We start from the raw sequence: 15,491 nt of genomic DNA, 5'->3' as shown, positions 1-15,491 counted from the left end.
GAGCGCTCAGCCGCGCAAAAGTTTCTGCTCGGCCAGGGCCAGCGCTTCGGATTTGCCCGACAGCACCAGGGTGTCGCCGCCCTCGAGCAGCGTGTTGTCCAGCGCTTCCAGCGCCTTGCCGCCGCCCCGGCGCAGACTGATCACGCGTACACCGGTCGCATGTAATGCCAACTCGCCCAAGGGCCGGCCGGCCGACTTGGTGACCAGCGGCAGCGTGACGGTGGCCAGGCGCTCCTGCTCCAGGTCGCCTGTTGTGTCGTCATCGGCACCGCGGAAGTAGCCGCGCAGCAGGTTGTAGCGCGCGTCGCGCTGGTCTTGCACCACGCGGATCACGCGGCGCATCGGCACGCCCACCAGCGCCAGCGCATGGCTGGCCAGCATCAGGCTGGCTTCGATGGCTTCGGGCACGACCTCGGTGGCGCCGGCGGCCTGCAGCTTTTCCAGGTCGCGGTCGTCCAGTGTGCGCACAATCACGGGCACGGTGGGTGCATGGGCACGGATGTTGGCCAGCACCTTGAGCGCGCTGGCGGTGTCCAGGTAGGTCACTACCACGGCGCTTGCGCGCGCCAGGCCGGCCGCCATCAGCGCCTGCAGGCGCACGGCATCGCCAAACACCACCGAATCGCCGGCGGCGGCGGCCTGGCGCACCCGGTCCGGGTCCAGGTCCAGCGCAATGTAGGGAATGCCTTCGCGCTCCAGCATGTGGCCCAGGTTCTGGCCGCAGCGGCCGTAGCCGCAGACGATCACGTGCCGGTCGGTGTTGATGGATTTGCGCGCAATCGTGGTCATCTGCAGCGACTGCTGCAGCCACTCGCTGGAGACCAGCTTCATCACGATGCGGTTGCTGTACATGATGATGAAAGGCGTGGCCAGCATTGACAGCACCATGCTCGCCAGGATGGGGTTGAGCAATGACGGGGGAATGAGGTTGTTTCCCTGCGCCAGTGTCAGCAACACAAAGCCGAACTCGCCGGCCTGCGCCAGGTACAGACCGGTGCGCAGCGACACGCCGGTGGTGGCGCCCAGGCCGCGTGCCAGCGCCGTGATCATGACCAACTTGAACAACACCGGCACGGTCAGCAGCAGCAGCACCAGCGGCCAGCGTTCGAGCACCAGCCGCCAGTCCAGCATCATGCCAATGCTGATGAAAAACAGGCCGAGCAGCACATCGTGGAAGGGGCGGATGTCGGTTTCCACCTGGTGCTTGAATTCGGTCTCCGAGATCAGCATGCCGGCGATGAACGCGCCGAGCGCCAGGCTCAACCCGGCCAGCTCGGTGAGCCAGGCAAGCGCCAGGGTGACCAGCAGCAGGTTCAGCACGAACAGCTCGTCGCTTTTGCGCCTGGCCACCAGCGTGAGCCACCAGCGCATGACGCGCTGGCCGCCGGTCAGCAGCAAACCGACCAGCACCGTCGCCTTGAGCCCGGCAATCGCCAGGGCCATCAGCAGCTTGTCGGGGGAGGCGCCCAGCGCGGGAATCAGCACCAGCAGCGGCACCACGGCCAAATCCTGGAACAGCAGCGCGCCCATCACGCGTTTGCCGTGTTCGGAATCGAGCTCGAGTCGCTCGGACAGCAGCTTGACCACCACGGCGGTGCTGCTCATGGCAATCGCGCCGGACAGTGCCAGCGCGGTCTGCCAGGGCATCTTCCAGAGGGCGGGTGCCAGCGTCGCCAGGAACAGGGAGCCGCCGGTGACCAGCACCATCGTGGAGACGACCTGGAGCATGCCCAGACCGAAGACGTGACGCCGCATCGAGCGCAGCTTGGGCAGGTTGAACTCCAGCCCGATCACAAACATCAGGAAAACCACGCCGAACTCGCCGAGATGGCGCACGCCATCGGAGTTTTTCGCCAGCGCGAGCGCGTTCGGGCCGATCACCACGCCGACCGCCAGGTACCCCAGCATGGGCGGCAACTTGAGCGAGCGGCAGGCGACCACGCCAAGCACAGCAGCCAGCAAGTACAGCAGGGTGAGTTCGAGCGCGGTCATGCTTTGATGGTAGCCGATGGGGGTCTTCTCCCCCGGGTGGGGACCGGCCATCGCAGGCCATGATGCAGTGCGGCTCTATAGAATGCAGGCATGAGCTTTGATCCCGCGAAATTCGACCCTGCGCAAGCGCTGGCACTGGCCCACAGAACCTTTGACATTGAAGCCGCCGCGGTACTCGGCCTGAAAACCCGGGTCGGCCCCGAATTTGCGAAAGCCGTGCAGGTCATGCTGGCCTGCAAGGGCCGCGTCGTGGTGATGGGCATGGGAAAAAGCGGCCACATTGGCCGGAAAATTTCCGCCACCTTGGCCTCGACCGGCACGCCGGCGATGTTTGTGCATCCGGCCGAGGCCAGCCATGGCGACCTCGGAATGGTGTCGCCGGGGGATATCGTGCTGGCGATCTCCAACTCCGGCGAAGTCCAGGAGCTGGCGGTCATCCTGCCGGCTCTGAAGCGGGTCGGGGTGACGCTGGTGGCGATGACCGGTCGGGCCGAATCGACGCTGGCGCAGCACGCCGATATTGTCCTGAGCAGCGCTGTGGATGTGGAGGCCTGTCCCCTCAATCTGGCGCCAACGGCGAGCACCACGGCGCAGCTGGCGCTCGGCGATGCGCTGGCGGTTGCCTTGCTCGATGCACGCGGCTTCAGGGAAGAAGACTTCGCCCGTTCCCACCCGGGCGGCGCGCTGGGCCGCAAACTGCTGACGCATATCGACGATGTGATGCGCACCGGCGACGCGATACCGGCGGTCGGCCTGCAGGCCGGTTTTACGGAACTGATGCGCGAAATGAGCAGCAAGGGCCTGGGCGCTTCAGCCATCGTCGATGACGCGCGCCAGGTGCGTGGCATTTTCACCGATGGTGATTTACGCCGGCTGATTGAAAAAGGGGTGGATTTGCGCAGCAGCAAGGCAGCCGATGTCATGCATCCCAACCCGCGTACCCTGCGTGCCGGTGCGCTGGCTGTGGAGGCAGTGGCGATGATGGAGCAATACCGCATTACCAGTGTGCTGGTGGTCGACGATGCGGGTGTCCTGTGTGGCGCGCTCAACAGCAACGATCTGCTGCGTGCCAAAGTCATTTGAAGTCATTGATGAAACCCTGTGTGCCTGCCCTGAATTTCGCGCCACAACTGCTGCTGCTTGCGCAGCAGGTGAAAGTGGCTTTTTTTGATGTGGATGGCGTGCTCACTGATGGTGGCCTGTATTTCGGCGAATACCCCGAAGGCGACCCCCGGGCGACGCCGCAGGTCGGCTTCAATGCCGCGGGTGAGACGCTCAAACGCTTCAATTCGCTCGATGGCCATGGCCTGAAGTTGCTGCAGCGCGCCGGCATCACGCCGGCGGTGATCACCGGGCGCGACAGCGCCGTGCTGCGGACCCGCTTGCAGGCCCTCGGCATCGTGCACGCCCATTTCGGAACCGAAGACAAACGACCGGCGGCCGAGAGCACGCTGAAGGCGCTGGGGCTGGACTGGTCGCAGGCGGCGTTCATGGGGGATGACTGGCCCGACCTGCCGGTGATGCGCCGCGTTGCCTTCAGCTGCGCACCCGCCAATGCGCATGTGGAGGTCAAGGCCCTGGCCACGCATGTTACGCAGGCCCGCGGCGGCGACGGTGCCGTGCGCGAGTTCTGCGACCTGCTGATGGTGGCCAGCGGCCGTTACGCGGCCTTGTTGCAGGAGTACACCGCCTGATGGCTGCCAACCCTTCCCTGGGTCCGCCCGCCGTCGTGGTTCCCGCCTGGCGCAACGCGCTGGACAGGGCGTCGCTGCTGTGGGAGCGCACCGCCATCTATATCCCGGTGCTGATGATGGGCGTGCTGGCGCTGGGCACTTACTGGCTGGTGAGAAACACGCCCGCCTCGCTGGCGCCGGAAGGCCAGAGGGTGGTCAGCGCCGAGCCGGACTACTACATGCGCAAATTCGGCATCAAGACCTTTGACGACGCGGGGCGGCTCAAAAGCGATGTCTCCGGCGCCGAGCTGCGCCACTATCCCGACACCGACACGCTGGAGATCGACCAGGCGCTGATCCGCAGCTACAGCCTGGAAGGCCGGCTGACGACCTCCACCGGAAACCGGGCCCTGACCAATGCCGACGGCTCGGAAGTCCAGCTCATCGGCAATGCACGCGTGGTGCGCGAAGCGGCCGTGGACGCAGCCGGCCAGGAAATTCCGCGGCTCGAATTCCAGGGCGAGTTCCTGCACGTGTTTGTCAACGAGGAGCGCGCGAAGTCGCACCTGCCGGTGGTCATCACGCGCGGCAGCGACCAGTTTGCCGGTGACACCTTTGCCTACGACAATCTTGACCGTGTGGCAGACCTCAAGGGGCGTGTCAAAGGCGTGCTCGTACCGCGCAAAGCCCCCGCGGGTGGCGCGCCCTGACGGCGACCGGTGGCCGCCGGCAAGAATCAGCCAGCCTGTCCAGGCCCGGCAGGAGTTTTCCATGTCCAGACTCGTTTTTATCACCGGCGCCTCCAGCGGCATTGGCCAGGCCCTGGCCCTGCGGTTTTTTCAGGCCGGCTACCGGCTGGCACTGGTGGCGCGCCGAACCTCCGAAGTCGAATCATGGGCTCAGGCACAGGGAATAAGCGCCGACAGCTATAAAATTTATAGCGCCGATGTAGCCAACAGCAACAGCATTGTGGCGGCAGGGCAGGCCTGCATGGCGGCCCAGGGGGTGCCGGATGTGGTGGTGGCCAACGCCGGCATCAGCATTGGCATGGACACGGCGGTGCGCGAGGACCTGGAGGTGATGGCGCAGACGTTTGCCACCAACAATATCGGCCTGGCGGCGACTTTTCATCCTTTTGTGGCTGCCATGGTGCAGCGGGGTTCGGGTTCGCTGGTGGGCATCGGCAGCGTGGCGGGCATTCGCGGACTGCCTGGCCACGGCGCCTACTGTGCCAGCAAGGCAGCGGTCATCAGCTATTGCGAGAGCCTGCGCGGCGAGTTGCGGCCTGCGGGCGTGAAGGTCGTGACCCTGTGCCCCGGCTACATCGACACGCCGCTGACGCAGAAGAACCGCTACGCCATGCCGTTTCTGATGCAGTCAGAGGCGTTTGCCGACAAGGCCTTCGCAGCCATTGAGGCGGGCGCCAGCTACCGCGTGATTCCCTGGCAGATGGGCGTGGTGGCCAAGCTGCTGCGGCTGTTGCCCAATGCCGTGTTCGACAAGGCCCTGGCGGGCCGGCCGCGCAAACACCGGCAGCCGGCAAAGCCGTTGTGATGCTAAAAACAATAGCTGCAGGCGCCCGCCAATCAAGGGCCGCTATGCAAAAAGGCTTCAAAACCGAAGTCTTGAAGCCTTTTAAAGCTGTCTTCAGCCGAAGCTGAAGGGGCTGGGGGTCGGGGCTTAGTAGCCGCCGCGTCCGCCGCCGGAGCCGCCGCCACCGTAGCCGCCACCACCGGAACGGCCGCCGCCGCCACCACCGTAGCCGCCACCGCCGCCACCACCACCGTAGCCGCCGCCACCACCGCTACCGCCGCCGAAGCCGCCACCGCCAGTGCGTGGAGGGCGAGCTTCCATCGGACGGGCTTCGTTGACGACAACGCTGCGACCGCCCAGAGGTTGGCCGTTCATGCCGGCAATGGCTGCCTGCGCTTCGGCATCGCTGCCCATTTCCACAAAGCCAAAGCCCTTGGAGCGACCGGTGTCGCGTTCCATCATGACTTTAGCGCTGGTGACAGCGCCGAACTGGCCAAAAGATTGTTGCAAGTCTTCGTCGCGGACTGAGTAAGGCAGATTGCCGACGTAAAGTTTGTTGCCCATGAAGGGACTCCTCTAAAACACAATAACAAAAGCGATGGGGTCCCGAAAGCACAACAAATCTTCAAACGTACCGCTGTAGCGCGCGAAACTGACCGATCACCTAACCTGTATGAATTTATATCCACACCCGTGCATTATGCGCCAGATATGAGAAAAACCAACAGAAATCCCGAAAAATCAGGAGCGCTTTGCGACCAGCGGTAAAAAGCCGCCATGCAAAAAAGGCTTCGAAACCGGAGTCTTGAAACCTTTTTAAAGCTTCTTCAGCTAAAACTGAAGAGGCTGGCGGTCAGGTCTTAGTAGCCTCCGCGTCCACCGCCAGAGCCACCACCACCGGAACGGCCACCGCCACCGTAGGGGCTGCGGAAGCCGCCGTCGTTGCCGCCGCCACCCCCGTAACCGCCGCCGCCGGAACGGCCGCCGCCGCCACCACCGCCGTAGCCACCACCACCGCTGCCGCTGCCGCCACCACCGCCGTAGCCGCCACCGCCAGTGCGTGGAGGGCGAGCTTCCATCGGACGGGCTTCGTTGACGACAACGCTGCGACCGCCCAGAGGTTGGCCGTTCATGCCGGCAATGGCTGCCTGCGCTTCGGCATCGCTGCCCATTTCCACAAAGCCAAAGCCCTTGGAGCGACCGGTGTCGCGTTCCATCATGACTTTAGCGCTGGTGACAGCGCCGAACTGGCCAAAAGATTGTTGCAAGTCTTCGTCGCGGACTGAGTAAGGCAGATTGCCGACGTAAAGTTTGTTGCCCATGAAGGGACTCCTCTAAAACACAATAACAAAAGCGATGGGGTCCCGAAAGCACAACAATCTTCCAACGTACCGCTGTAGCGCGCGAAACTGACCGATCACCTCACTGGTGTGAATTCGCATCCACACCCCTCATGGTATTCGGCCAGAGCCGGGGAAGACAAGCAAATATTGCCATCACCAGGCCGGGCGGACCCGCATCAACACTGGGCTGGCGGCCGGTTTTACCCCGGAGCGCGAGAGCTGGCGTGCCGGTCGACGGTGCGAGGCGCCGAAAACATTCCTTCAAAAGATGAAAGAGCATTGATTTTCAAGAGAAAAACAGGAAGTTTGTACCCACTTGTATTTGTGAGAAGGAGATGGTCGGGATGTGCCAGAGCGGCGGCGTAGAAAACGAATTTTTACACTGCTCACACAAATAACCAGCCCATTTTGTGAGGGTTCGCGTCCTCGGGAATACAGGGGGGTCGGGCGGCAGCGGCAGTGCGGCGTGCTGCCATCAGTCGGGCTTGAGCCCCTGAGTGTCCGGGCTCGTTGCCTCGCCCGCATAGTTGCGCCAGCGGCCCATCGCCAGGCGCATGGTGACCAGCTGGTTTTCAAATTGCGGGCAGGCCTTGCAGGCCAGCAGGTGCAGGCGCATGGCCACGGTGTCGGACAGGCTCAAGGCGCGGTCCTCCCGTGCCACCAGCAATGCCGCGGCCTGTTTGCACGTGCGCATCAGGGGAAGGGACTGGATTTTCATGACGACTGTTCAGTGGGCTTGTTGGCCAAACCAGTGAATGGCCAGGCATTCGCGCAGACGCAGGCGGGCACGGTGAAGCTGGACATACAGGTTGGTCGGCGTGAGCGAGAGTTCCTTACAGACTTCTTCGCAGGACAGTTCCAGCCATTCGCGCATCAGGAACAAACGCCCCAGGGCCGGGGGCAAGCGCTCGACGCAGGCATCGAGGACGTTGAAAAACTGGCTTTGCGCCAGGGTTTGCTGCGGATCACCCCAGTCGCCGGGCGGGCTGGCGAAGTGGCCGTCGGCCAGGAAGACGAGCTTGTCCAGTCCATCGGCTTCGTCGTCGGCCCCATGGTCGGGAAGCGAGACCTCCCGGGCGTGGCTGCGGATCAGGTCGATGACCTTGTGCTTGAGAATGCCGACCAGCCAGGTCTTGAGCTGCGAACGGTTGCCAAATGATTGTGGTTTGGACAGGGCCGCCAGCAGGGTTTCCGAGACGGCGTCTTCCGCCCAGGCGTCGTTGCGCAGCTGCAGCCTCGCAAAACGCATGAGGTAGACGCGGTGTTCAACCAGTTGCTCTTCAAAGGTGGGCATGGGGGGCAAGTCTAGTGCAGTGTTGCATGCTTGATGGAACGAATAAAAGCGATGGATTTTGGGTCAGGGCAAGGCGCAAACCACAGCGATACCTTGGGTATCGCGCGGATTTGCAACGCCGCCATGGCGCAAAAGACGCGCTTTTATGTTCCAGATAGCGTGCAACACTGCACTAACCCCGCCGCAGTATGGGGTGTGCAGAAAAAAATGCGGACGGGACCGCTGGCTGGCGCCGACACTGCAGCGGGTTCGCCGAACTTCATAAGCCAAATCGGCCGCCAGCCCAATAGGGGTATGCGCAAGGAGCTATAAATTCAGGAGCAAGCGGTGATCGGCCGTCATCGTGGCCATCACCAGTTGACCTCGCGGTCGGGGGTGGCGCCGATGCGGTGTATCGACAGGTCGGCGCCTGCGTATTCTTCTTCCTGGCTCAGGCGCAGACCCATGGTGGCCTTGATCAGGCCGTAGACCGCGAAGCCCGCCAGCAGCGCCCAACCCACGCCCATCACGGTACCGATCAGCTGCGCGCCCAGGCTCACGCCGCCCAAGCCGCCCAGGGCCTTGCTGCCGAAGATACCGGCGGCGATGCCGCCCCAGGCGCCGCACAGGCCGTGCAGCGGCCAGACGCCCAGCACATCGTCAATCTTCCAACGGTTTTGCGTCAGCGTGAACATCAGCACAAACACCGCGCCGGCGATGCCACCCGTGACCAGCGCGCCCAGCGGGTGCATCAGGTCCGAGCCCGCACACACGGCCACCAGCCCGGCCAGCGGGCCGTTGTGTACAAAACCGGGGTCGTTCTTGCCGAGGACCAGCGCAGCCAGCGTGCCGCCCACCATGGCCATCAGCGAGTTGACGGCGACCAGGCCGGAGATATTGGCTATGGTCTGTGCACTCATGACGTTGAAGCCGAACCAGCCGACCGTCAGGATCCACGCGCCCAGCGCGAGAAAAGGAATGCTGGAGGGCGGATGCGCCGAGATCCCGCCGTCCTTGCGGTAGCGGTTGCTGCGCGCGCCGAGCAGAATCACCGCCGGCAAGGCCAGCCAGCCGCCGACCGCATGAACCACGATGGAGCCGGCAAAGTCATGGAACTCGGCACCGGTCAGTGCCTTGATCCAGGCCTGCACGCCGAAGTGCTGGTTCCAGACAATGCCCTCGAAAAAGGGATAGACAAAACCGACGATCACAGCGGTGGCCAGCAGCTGCGGATAAAACCGTGCCCGCTCCGCAATGCCGCCGGAGATGATGGCCGGGATGGCCGCGGCAAAGGTCAGCAAGAAGAAGAACTTGACGAGTTCGTAGCCGTTTTTCGCGGCCAGCACTTCGGCGCCCACGAAAAAGCTCGTGCCGTAGGCCACGCCGTAACCCACGATGAAATACACCACAGTGGACACCGAGAAGTCCACCAGGATCTTGACCAGCGCATTGACCTGGTTTTTCTTGCGAACCGTGCCGAGCTCCAGAAAGGCAAAGCCGGCATGCATGGCCAACACCATGATGCCGCCCAGCAGGATGAACAAGGCGTCCGAGCCCTGTTTTAGTGCGTCCATAAGCCCCTCTTTGAATGTTTGAGCAGTTTTAGTGCGAAAGCAGGTTGTAAAAAGCAACAGCACCAAAATCAAGCAAAAACTGCGCCAGAGAGGTGCGCACCAAGTTGGACGGCTCCGCCGCTCCATGGCAGCGAGGGACGCCCGCTACAATGGCGGCTTGTCATTGGGGAGTAGCCTCCCTCCCTCCTGCCGTCACGGCGGGGGCGAGAGGGGTTTGCGTCAACAGACTTGTCCGTCCCTGCCACAGGGACGACATGGCGCAAACGGTTCAGACTTGGCGAGACCTTTGACTGCACAGCCTCCGTTCAGGCCGGGGATGTCGTGCAGTCATGGGTTTTTTCCGGCCGGAGTCATTCATGGACGCTTTTCTTATTTCCACCGGCATCGTCGCCCTCGCCGAAATGGGCGACAAGACACAACTTCTTGCGCTGGTGCTGGCCGCGCGTTTTCGCAAACCCTGGCCCATCGTGGCGGGCATCTTCGTCGCCACCATCGCCAACCATGCGATGGCCGGTGCCCTGGGCGCCTGGCTGACCACCTTGATCAGCCCGCAAACGATGCGCTGGATCCTGGGTGTGTCCTTCATCGCCATGGCGGGCTGGATGCTGATTCCGGACAGGCTCGACGATGACGCGGCCGACGGACGCCTGCCGCGTTTCGGCGTGTTCGGCACCACCGCGATGCTGTTTTTCCTGGCCGAGATGGGTGACAAGACGCAAATCGCAACCGTGATGCTGGCCGCCCGTTATGACGCCTGGTTCGGCGTGGTCGCCGGCACCACCCTGGGCATGATGCTGGCCAACGTCCCCGTGGTCTGGCTGGGCGCCAAGGTCACGAAGAAAGTGCCGCTCCGGGTGGTGCACCTGGTGTCGGCATTGATTTTTGCGTTGCTGGGCGCCGCCGCCTTGTTCGGCTGGGGCTGAAGACGCTCAGGGGGCCTTGGGGCCGCGCCGGTAGATCAGGTGGAAGGTCAAGCCGACCAGTACGCTGCCACCCATCAGGTTGCCGGCAATGACAACGGCCAGGTTCAGGGTCATGCCGCCCCAGGTGATCATGGTTTCGCCCGCAGGCACGCCACCCGACTGCTGAAGCAGCATGGCCAGTGGCATCAGGTACATGTTGGCGATGCTGTGTTCAAAGCCTGCGGCAACAAAAGCACTGATGGGAAAAACAATGGCGACCGCCTTGTCCACGACGCTGCGCCCTGCCATCGCCATCCACACCGCCATGCACACCAGGACGTTGCACAGCACGCCGCGGAAAAATGCCTCCCAGACAGGCAAATCCTGTTTGACCTGCGCGATTTTTACCACCGTACGGCCAATGGCGCCGCCGTTCATGCCGGTGTGTCCGCTGGCGAAGACCAGCAGCGCGAGCCCGGCCGCACCGGCAAAATTGGCCGCGCAGACCAGTACCCAGTTCCGCAGCACATCGGCGCTCGTGATCTTGCCGTCAGCCCAGGCCATGGCCAGCAGGTTGTTGCCGGTAAACAGCTCCGCCCCGGCCACCACCACCAGCAAAAGGCCCAAGGAGAAGACCAGCCCGCCAACAAGCTGGGCCGCGGCAAAACCCAAGCCGGCATCGGACTTCACGATCACAAAAAAGAGGCTGCCCAGACCGATAAACGCCCCGGCCAGTACACCCAGCATCAGCAGCGGCAAGGTCGCCATTCGCGCCTTGGCCACACCCACGGTTTCAATGCGTTCGGCAATTTCGCGTGGGGCGTAGGCATCGGAGCCAAACAGTTCTGACATGGGATTTCCCGGGTTGAGGGTGGTTTAGTCTGACGCCTTGCATTTATACTAGCCTCCAGCGCCGATTTGCTCAGCTTGCGGGCGCTTAAAAAGTACGGCTAAAGACGAACATCCATGAACCCGGACTCGCTTTTAGCGATGCCGGGTTTTCTTTTTGTTCACTGTTTCTGTTGGGGCCTTCTGTTTTGCTAGTTGCCACACCACAGTCCATGCATTTCGCCGACGTTTTGCCTTTGCAAAGCGGCGCGTCCATCCGTGCCTACGACCTGAGCTACGAGACCTACGGCACGCTCAATGCCGACCGGTCCAACGCCGTGCTGATCTGCCACGCACTGAACGCCTCGCACCATGTGGCCGGCGTCTACCTCGATGCGCAGGGCGGCGTGGTGCCGAAATCCGAAGGCTGGTGGGACACCATGATAGGCCCCGGCAAACCGGTGGACACCAATGTGTTTTTCGTCATTGGCGTGAACAACCTGGGCTCCTGCTTCGGATCGACCGGACCCATGCAGCGCAACCCCGACAGCGGCGAGATCTACGGCGCCGACTTTCCGGTGGTCACGGTGCAGGACTGGGTGCAGGCGCAGGCGCGCCTGCTCGACGCGCTGGGCATAACCACCCTGGCCGCGGTGATGGGTGGCAGCCTGGGCGGCATGCAGGCGCTGAGCTGGACACTGCAGTACCCCGAGCGCGTGCGCCACGCGGTGGTGGTGGCCAGTGCACCCAACCTGACCGCCGAAAACATCGCGTTCAACGAAGTGGCGCGGCGCGCCATCGTGACCGACCCGGATTTTCACGGCGGGCATTACGGGCGCCATGGCGTGTTGCCCCAGCGCGGCCTGCGCATCGCCCGCATGATCGGGCACATCACCTACCTCAGCGACGACGTGATGAACGAGAAGTTCGGCCGTCAGCTGCGTGAAGTCGCCATTGGCCATGCGAGCGGCTACAAATTTTCCACCCAGGACGTCGAGTTCCAGATCGAAAGTTACCTGCGTTACCAGGGCGACAAGTTCAGCGAGTACTTTGACGCCAACACCTATTTGCTGATCACGCGGGCCCTCGACTATTTCGATCCGGCCGCAGAGCACGGCGGCAAACTCACACCCGCGCTGGCGCGGGCCCGGGCGAAATTCCTGCTCGTGAGCTTCAAGACCGACTGGCGGTTTTCGCCCGCGCGCAGCCGCGAAATCGTCAAGGCCCTGCTCGACAACCAGCGCGACGTCAGTTACGCCGAAATCGACGCGCCCCACGGCCATGATGCCTTTTTGCTCGATGATCCGCGCTACATGGGTGTGGTGCGCTCCTATTTCGAGAGCAAGGTGACGCCATGCTGAAGTCGACGCCCCGGTTGTCCGCCGACCAGCAAGTGATCGCCCGTCTCGTGCCCCCGGGTTCACGTGTGCTGGACCTCGGTTGCGGCGACGGCGCCTTGCTCGACCACCTGACCCGCGAACGCGGTTGCACCGGTTATGGCGTGGAGATAGACGACGCCAACATCCAGGCCTGCGTGGCGCGCGGCGTCAACGTGATCCAGCTCAACCTCGACGAAGGCCTGGCCATGTTCGGCGACGCGAGTTTTGACGTGGTGCTGCAGATCGACACGCTGCAGCACCTGCGCAATGCCGAGGTCATGCTGCGCGAGACGGCGCGTGTCGGCCGCACCGGCATCGTCGCCTTTCCCAACTTCGGCCACTGGCCGAACCGCCTGGCGGTGCTGCGCGGCCGCATGCCAGTCACCAGGGTGTTGCCCTACCAGTGGTACGACACACCGAACATCCGGGTCGGCACCCTGCGGGATTTTGCGGCGCTGGCGCTGAAAAACCGGCTCCACATCCTGGATGCCTTTGGCCTGCAGGACGGCCGGGAAGTCCGCTTCTGGCCGAATGCCCGCGCCAGCCGCGCGGTGTTCAAGTTCCAGCACGGCTAGCAGCGGGCTGGCGGCTGCGCGAAACCGATGCTATTATTTCCGCATCGGGATTTCAGCCTCCCGACTCTTCACAGATAGACGGTGTCCGTCCAAGCGCTGGCAACTCATTGGAGTACTCCGTGGACACCTCTTTCATTTCCGTTCCCCGCATCACCCCCGAAGAACTCGCTGTCCGCATGGGCCGCGCGGACGCGCCCCTGCTGCTGGACGTTCGCCGCGAAGGCAGCTTTCTGGACAGCCCGCGCATGCTGGCGGGTGCCGTGCGCTGCCAACCCGAAGGGGTGGCCGCTTTTGCCACCTCGCAACCGCCGCGCGAAGTCGTTGTTTACTGCGTTTATGGCCACAAGGCCAGCGAGGACGCGGTCGCCCAATTACTGCAAGCCGGCTGGAAGGCCTGGTTGCTGGCCGGCGGCATCGAAGGTGGTGAAGACAGCGTCGACACCGCATCCGACATTGCCCGGTGGCGCACGACGCCGCTGCCCACCATGCGCAAGCGCCCCGACTGGGGCGTGACCGGTGAGCAAGCGTCGCGCTGGATCACCCGCGAGCGCCCGAAGATTGACCGCATCGCCTGTCCCTGGCTGATTCGACGTTTTATCGATACTCGCGCCGAATTCTTCTACGTGCCGACCGCGCAGGTCTTCAGTGAAGCGGCGCGACTGCACGCCGTGGCCTACGACATTCCGGGCGCACCGGTGTCGCACGAAGGCGAGTGGTGCAGTTTTGATGGCTTGCTTCGCGCGTTCGAAATTGAAGACCCGGCCGTGGACCGCCTGGCCCGCATCGTGCGCGGGGCCGACACCGACCGCCTGGCGCTGGAGCCGCAGTGCGCCGGCTTGCTGGCCTTCTCGCTGGGTTTGTCCCGCCTGCATGCCGACGACCACAGCATGCTGGAAGCCGCCATGCCGCTGTACGACGCCCTTTACGCCTGGTGCGCCAGCGAAGCCAGAGCCGTGTGGCAAGGGCAACCGCCCGAAACACACAGCTGGAAGCCGGAAGCCATGACAGGCGCTGGCGCATGACGCAGACCACCGACGTACCGACGGCGGTCAGTTTTCGCGAAGCCTTCCGGTTCTGGCTCAAGCTCGGCTTCATCAGTTTCGGCGGGCCGGCCGGGCAGATTGCCATCATGCACCGCGAGCTGGTCGAGCAGAAACGCTGGATCTCGGAGAAGCGTTTTCTGCACGCGCTCAACTACTGCATGCTGCTGCCGGGGCCGGAGGCGCAGCAGCTGGCCACCTACATCGGCTGGTTGATGCACCGGACCTGGGGCGGTGTGGTGGCCGGCGCGTTGTTCGTGCTGCCGTCGCTGTTCATCCTGATCGCGCTGAGCTGGATGTACGTGGCCTTTGGCGACGTGCCGCTGGTCGCCGGGATGTTTGACGGCATCAAGCCGGCGGTGGCGGCCATCGTGCTGCAGGCGGTGCACCGCATCGGCAGCAAGTCATTGAAAAATCCGGCCAAAGCCCCCGTCCCGTGGGCGGTGGCAGCTATCAGTTTCGTAGCAATTGCCTTTTTGCAGGTGCCCTTTCCCTGGGTGGTGCTGGGCGCCGCGCTGACCGGCTGGCTGTGTGCGCGTTTTGCGCCCGGGCAGTTTGCCGCCGATGGTGGGCATGGCGGCACGGTTCGGGCCCACGTGCCCGCGCTGATCGACGACCACACGCCCACCCCCGGCCACGCGCGCTTCAGCACGAGGCGCCTGACCCGGGTGCTGACGGTGGGCGCCGCGCTGTGGCTGTTGCCGATGGGGGCACTGCTCGCCTGGCAGGGCTGGCACGGCGCCTTGACGCAGATGAGCTGGTTTTTCACCAAGGCGGCGCTGCTGACCTTTGGCGGCGCCTATGCGGTGCTGCCCTATGTGTACCAGGGCGCGGTCGAACAGTTCGGCTGGCTCAGCGGGCCGCAGATGATCGACGGGCTGGCGCTGGGCGAAACCACGCCGGGCCCGCTCATCATGGTGGTGGCCTTTGTGGCTTTTGTCGGAGGCTGGACCAAGGAGGTGCTGGGGCCGGACGCGCTGTTCCAGGGCGCGGCGCTGGCGGCCTTGCTGGTGACCTGGTTCACTTTTTTGCCGTCGTTCATTTTTATCCTGGCGGGCGGACCGCTGGTGGAGTCCACCCACGGCAAGCTGCATTTCACCGCGCCGCTGGCGGCCATCACGGCCGCCGTGGTTGGCGTGATTGCCAGTCTTGGTCTGTTTTTTATAGCGCACGTCGCTTTGCCGGCGGGCGCTACAGGCAGTTTTCCTTCAAACGTGGCGTGGCCGGCGTTGGCCATCATGGCCGCTGCCAGCCTGGCGCTGCTGCGCTACAAGGTGGGTGTGATTCCCGTCATCGCCGCCAGCGCGCTGGCCGGCCTGCTGCTGCGCCTGGGCGGTCTGGCCTGAGGCGGGACTGCGGCGTGTCACACGCGCCGCGGT

At 63.8% G+C, this 15,491-nt stretch carries 16 protein-coding genes and 1 riboswitch; of the genes, 9 read left to right on the top strand and 7 right to left on the bottom strand.

Features of this window, described 5'->3' with window-relative positions:
- Positions 1-6: 6 nt before the first annotated feature.
- Positions 7-1,992 carry a monovalent cation:proton antiporter family protein gene (locus tag PSV40_RS18650; RefSeq protein ID WP_300540602.1) on the bottom strand — a complete coding sequence of 662 codons (1,986 nt, stop codon included), beginning with the start codon at positions 1,990-1,992 and terminating at the stop codon, positions 7-9.
- 90 nt (positions 1,993-2,082) lie between these two features.
- On the opposite strand from PSV40_RS18650, the gene PSV40_RS18645 reads away from it, so the two are divergent.
- From PSV40_RS18645 to PSV40_RS18630, 4 genes are all read left to right on the top strand, one after another.
- Positions 2,083-3,075 (top strand): KpsF/GutQ family sugar-phosphate isomerase, encoded by a 993-nt coding sequence (locus PSV40_RS18645; RefSeq protein ID WP_300540599.1) that lies wholly within the window; start codon positions 2,083-2,085, stop codon positions 3,073-3,075.
- An 8-nt stretch (positions 3,076-3,083) separates the two neighbouring features.
- Positions 3,084-3,686 (top strand): HAD hydrolase family protein, encoded by a 603-nt coding sequence (locus PSV40_RS18640; protein ID WP_300540596.1) that lies wholly within the window; start codon positions 3,084-3,086, stop codon positions 3,684-3,686.
- Positions 3,686-4,375: an LPS export ABC transporter periplasmic protein LptC gene (gene lptC / locus PSV40_RS18635; RefSeq protein ID WP_300540593.1), complete on the top strand. Its 690-nt coding sequence runs from the start codon at positions 3,686-3,688 to the stop codon at positions 4,373-4,375. Before PSV40_RS18640 ends, lptC begins: the two co-directional genes overlap by 1 nt.
- A 61-nt stretch (positions 4,376-4,436) precedes the next feature.
- Positions 4,437-5,219: an SDR family oxidoreductase gene (locus PSV40_RS18630; RefSeq protein ID WP_300540590.1), complete on the top strand. Its 783-nt coding sequence runs from the start codon at positions 4,437-4,439 to the stop codon at positions 5,217-5,219.
- A gap of 126 nt (positions 5,220-5,345) precedes the next feature.
- On the opposite strand, the gene PSV40_RS18625 is transcribed toward PSV40_RS18630, so the two are convergent.
- From PSV40_RS18625 to PSV40_RS18605, 5 genes are all read right to left on the bottom strand, one after another.
- On the bottom strand, positions 5,346-5,762 hold the full coding sequence (locus PSV40_RS18625) for an RNA-binding protein (RefSeq protein ID WP_300540588.1): 417 nt from the start codon (positions 5,760-5,762) through the stop codon (positions 5,346-5,348).
- Positions 5,763-6,058: 296 nt separating this feature from the next.
- Complete coding sequence (locus tag PSV40_RS18620) at positions 6,059-6,520, bottom strand: RNA-binding protein (RefSeq protein WP_300540585.1); 462 nt, start codon at positions 6,518-6,520, stop codon at positions 6,059-6,061.
- A gap of 496 nt (positions 6,521-7,016) precedes the next feature.
- The gene (locus PSV40_RS18615) at positions 7,017-7,259 is read right to left on the bottom strand and encodes a zf-HC2 domain-containing protein (protein ID WP_300540582.1); all 243 of its coding nucleotides are present in this window, start codon (positions 7,257-7,259) and stop codon (positions 7,017-7,019) included.
- Between the two features lie 9 nt (positions 7,260-7,268).
- Complete coding sequence (locus tag PSV40_RS18610; RefSeq protein WP_300540579.1) at positions 7,269-7,835, bottom strand: sigma-70 family RNA polymerase sigma factor; 567 nt, start codon at positions 7,833-7,835, stop codon at positions 7,269-7,271.
- A gap of 350 nt (positions 7,836-8,185) precedes the next feature.
- Positions 8,186-9,388, bottom strand: a complete 1,203-nt coding sequence (locus tag PSV40_RS18605; protein WP_300540576.1) for an ammonium transporter — start codon at positions 9,386-9,388, stop codon at positions 8,186-8,188.
- A gap of 153 nt (positions 9,389-9,541) precedes the next feature.
- Positions 9,542-9,743: riboswitch (yybP-ykoY riboswitch) on the top strand.
- Between the two features lies 1 nt (position 9,744).
- On the opposite strand from PSV40_RS18605, the gene PSV40_RS18600 reads away from it, so the two are divergent.
- Entirely contained in the window at positions 9,745-10,311 is a 567-nt protein-coding gene (locus PSV40_RS18600; protein WP_300540574.1) for a TMEM165/GDT1 family protein, read from the top strand.
- 6 nt (positions 10,312-10,317) lie between these two features.
- Here the strand turns inward: PSV40_RS18600 and PSV40_RS18595 are convergent, their stop codons facing one another.
- Positions 10,318-11,142 carry a formate/nitrite transporter family protein gene (locus tag PSV40_RS18595; protein ID WP_300540571.1) on the bottom strand — a complete coding sequence of 275 codons (825 nt, stop codon included), beginning with the start codon at positions 11,140-11,142 and terminating at the stop codon, positions 10,318-10,320.
- A 170-nt stretch (positions 11,143-11,312) separates the two neighbouring features.
- On the opposite strand from PSV40_RS18595, the gene PSV40_RS18590 reads away from it, so the two are divergent.
- From PSV40_RS18590 to chrA, 4 genes are all read left to right on the top strand, one after another.
- On the top strand, positions 11,313-12,479 hold the full coding sequence (locus PSV40_RS18590) for a homoserine O-acetyltransferase (protein WP_300540569.1): 1,167 nt from the start codon (positions 11,313-11,315) through the stop codon (positions 12,477-12,479).
- A complete protein-coding gene (gene metW, locus PSV40_RS18585; RefSeq protein ID WP_300540566.1) occupies positions 12,473-13,072 on the top strand; it encodes a methionine biosynthesis protein MetW in 600 nt (199 codons plus the stop codon). The genes PSV40_RS18590 and metW overlap by 7 nt, the downstream gene beginning before the upstream one ends.
- A 119-nt stretch (positions 13,073-13,191) precedes the next feature.
- Complete coding sequence (locus tag PSV40_RS18580) at positions 13,192-14,094, top strand: chromate resistance protein ChrB domain-containing protein (RefSeq protein WP_300540564.1); 903 nt, start codon at positions 13,192-13,194, stop codon at positions 14,092-14,094.
- Complete coding sequence (gene chrA / locus PSV40_RS18575) at positions 14,091-15,458, top strand: chromate efflux transporter (RefSeq protein WP_300540561.1); 1,368 nt, start codon at positions 14,091-14,093, stop codon at positions 15,456-15,458. Before PSV40_RS18580 ends, chrA begins: the two co-directional genes overlap by 4 nt.
- Positions 15,459-15,491: the final 33 nt, after the last annotated feature.

Origin of the sequence: Polaromonas sp. (genome assembly GCF_029945925.1) — a bacterium.
Classification (GTDB): domain Bacteria; phylum Pseudomonadota; class Gammaproteobacteria; order Burkholderiales; family Burkholderiaceae_C; genus Polaromonas.
This window is presented reverse-complemented; position numbering and strand designations above follow the sequence as displayed.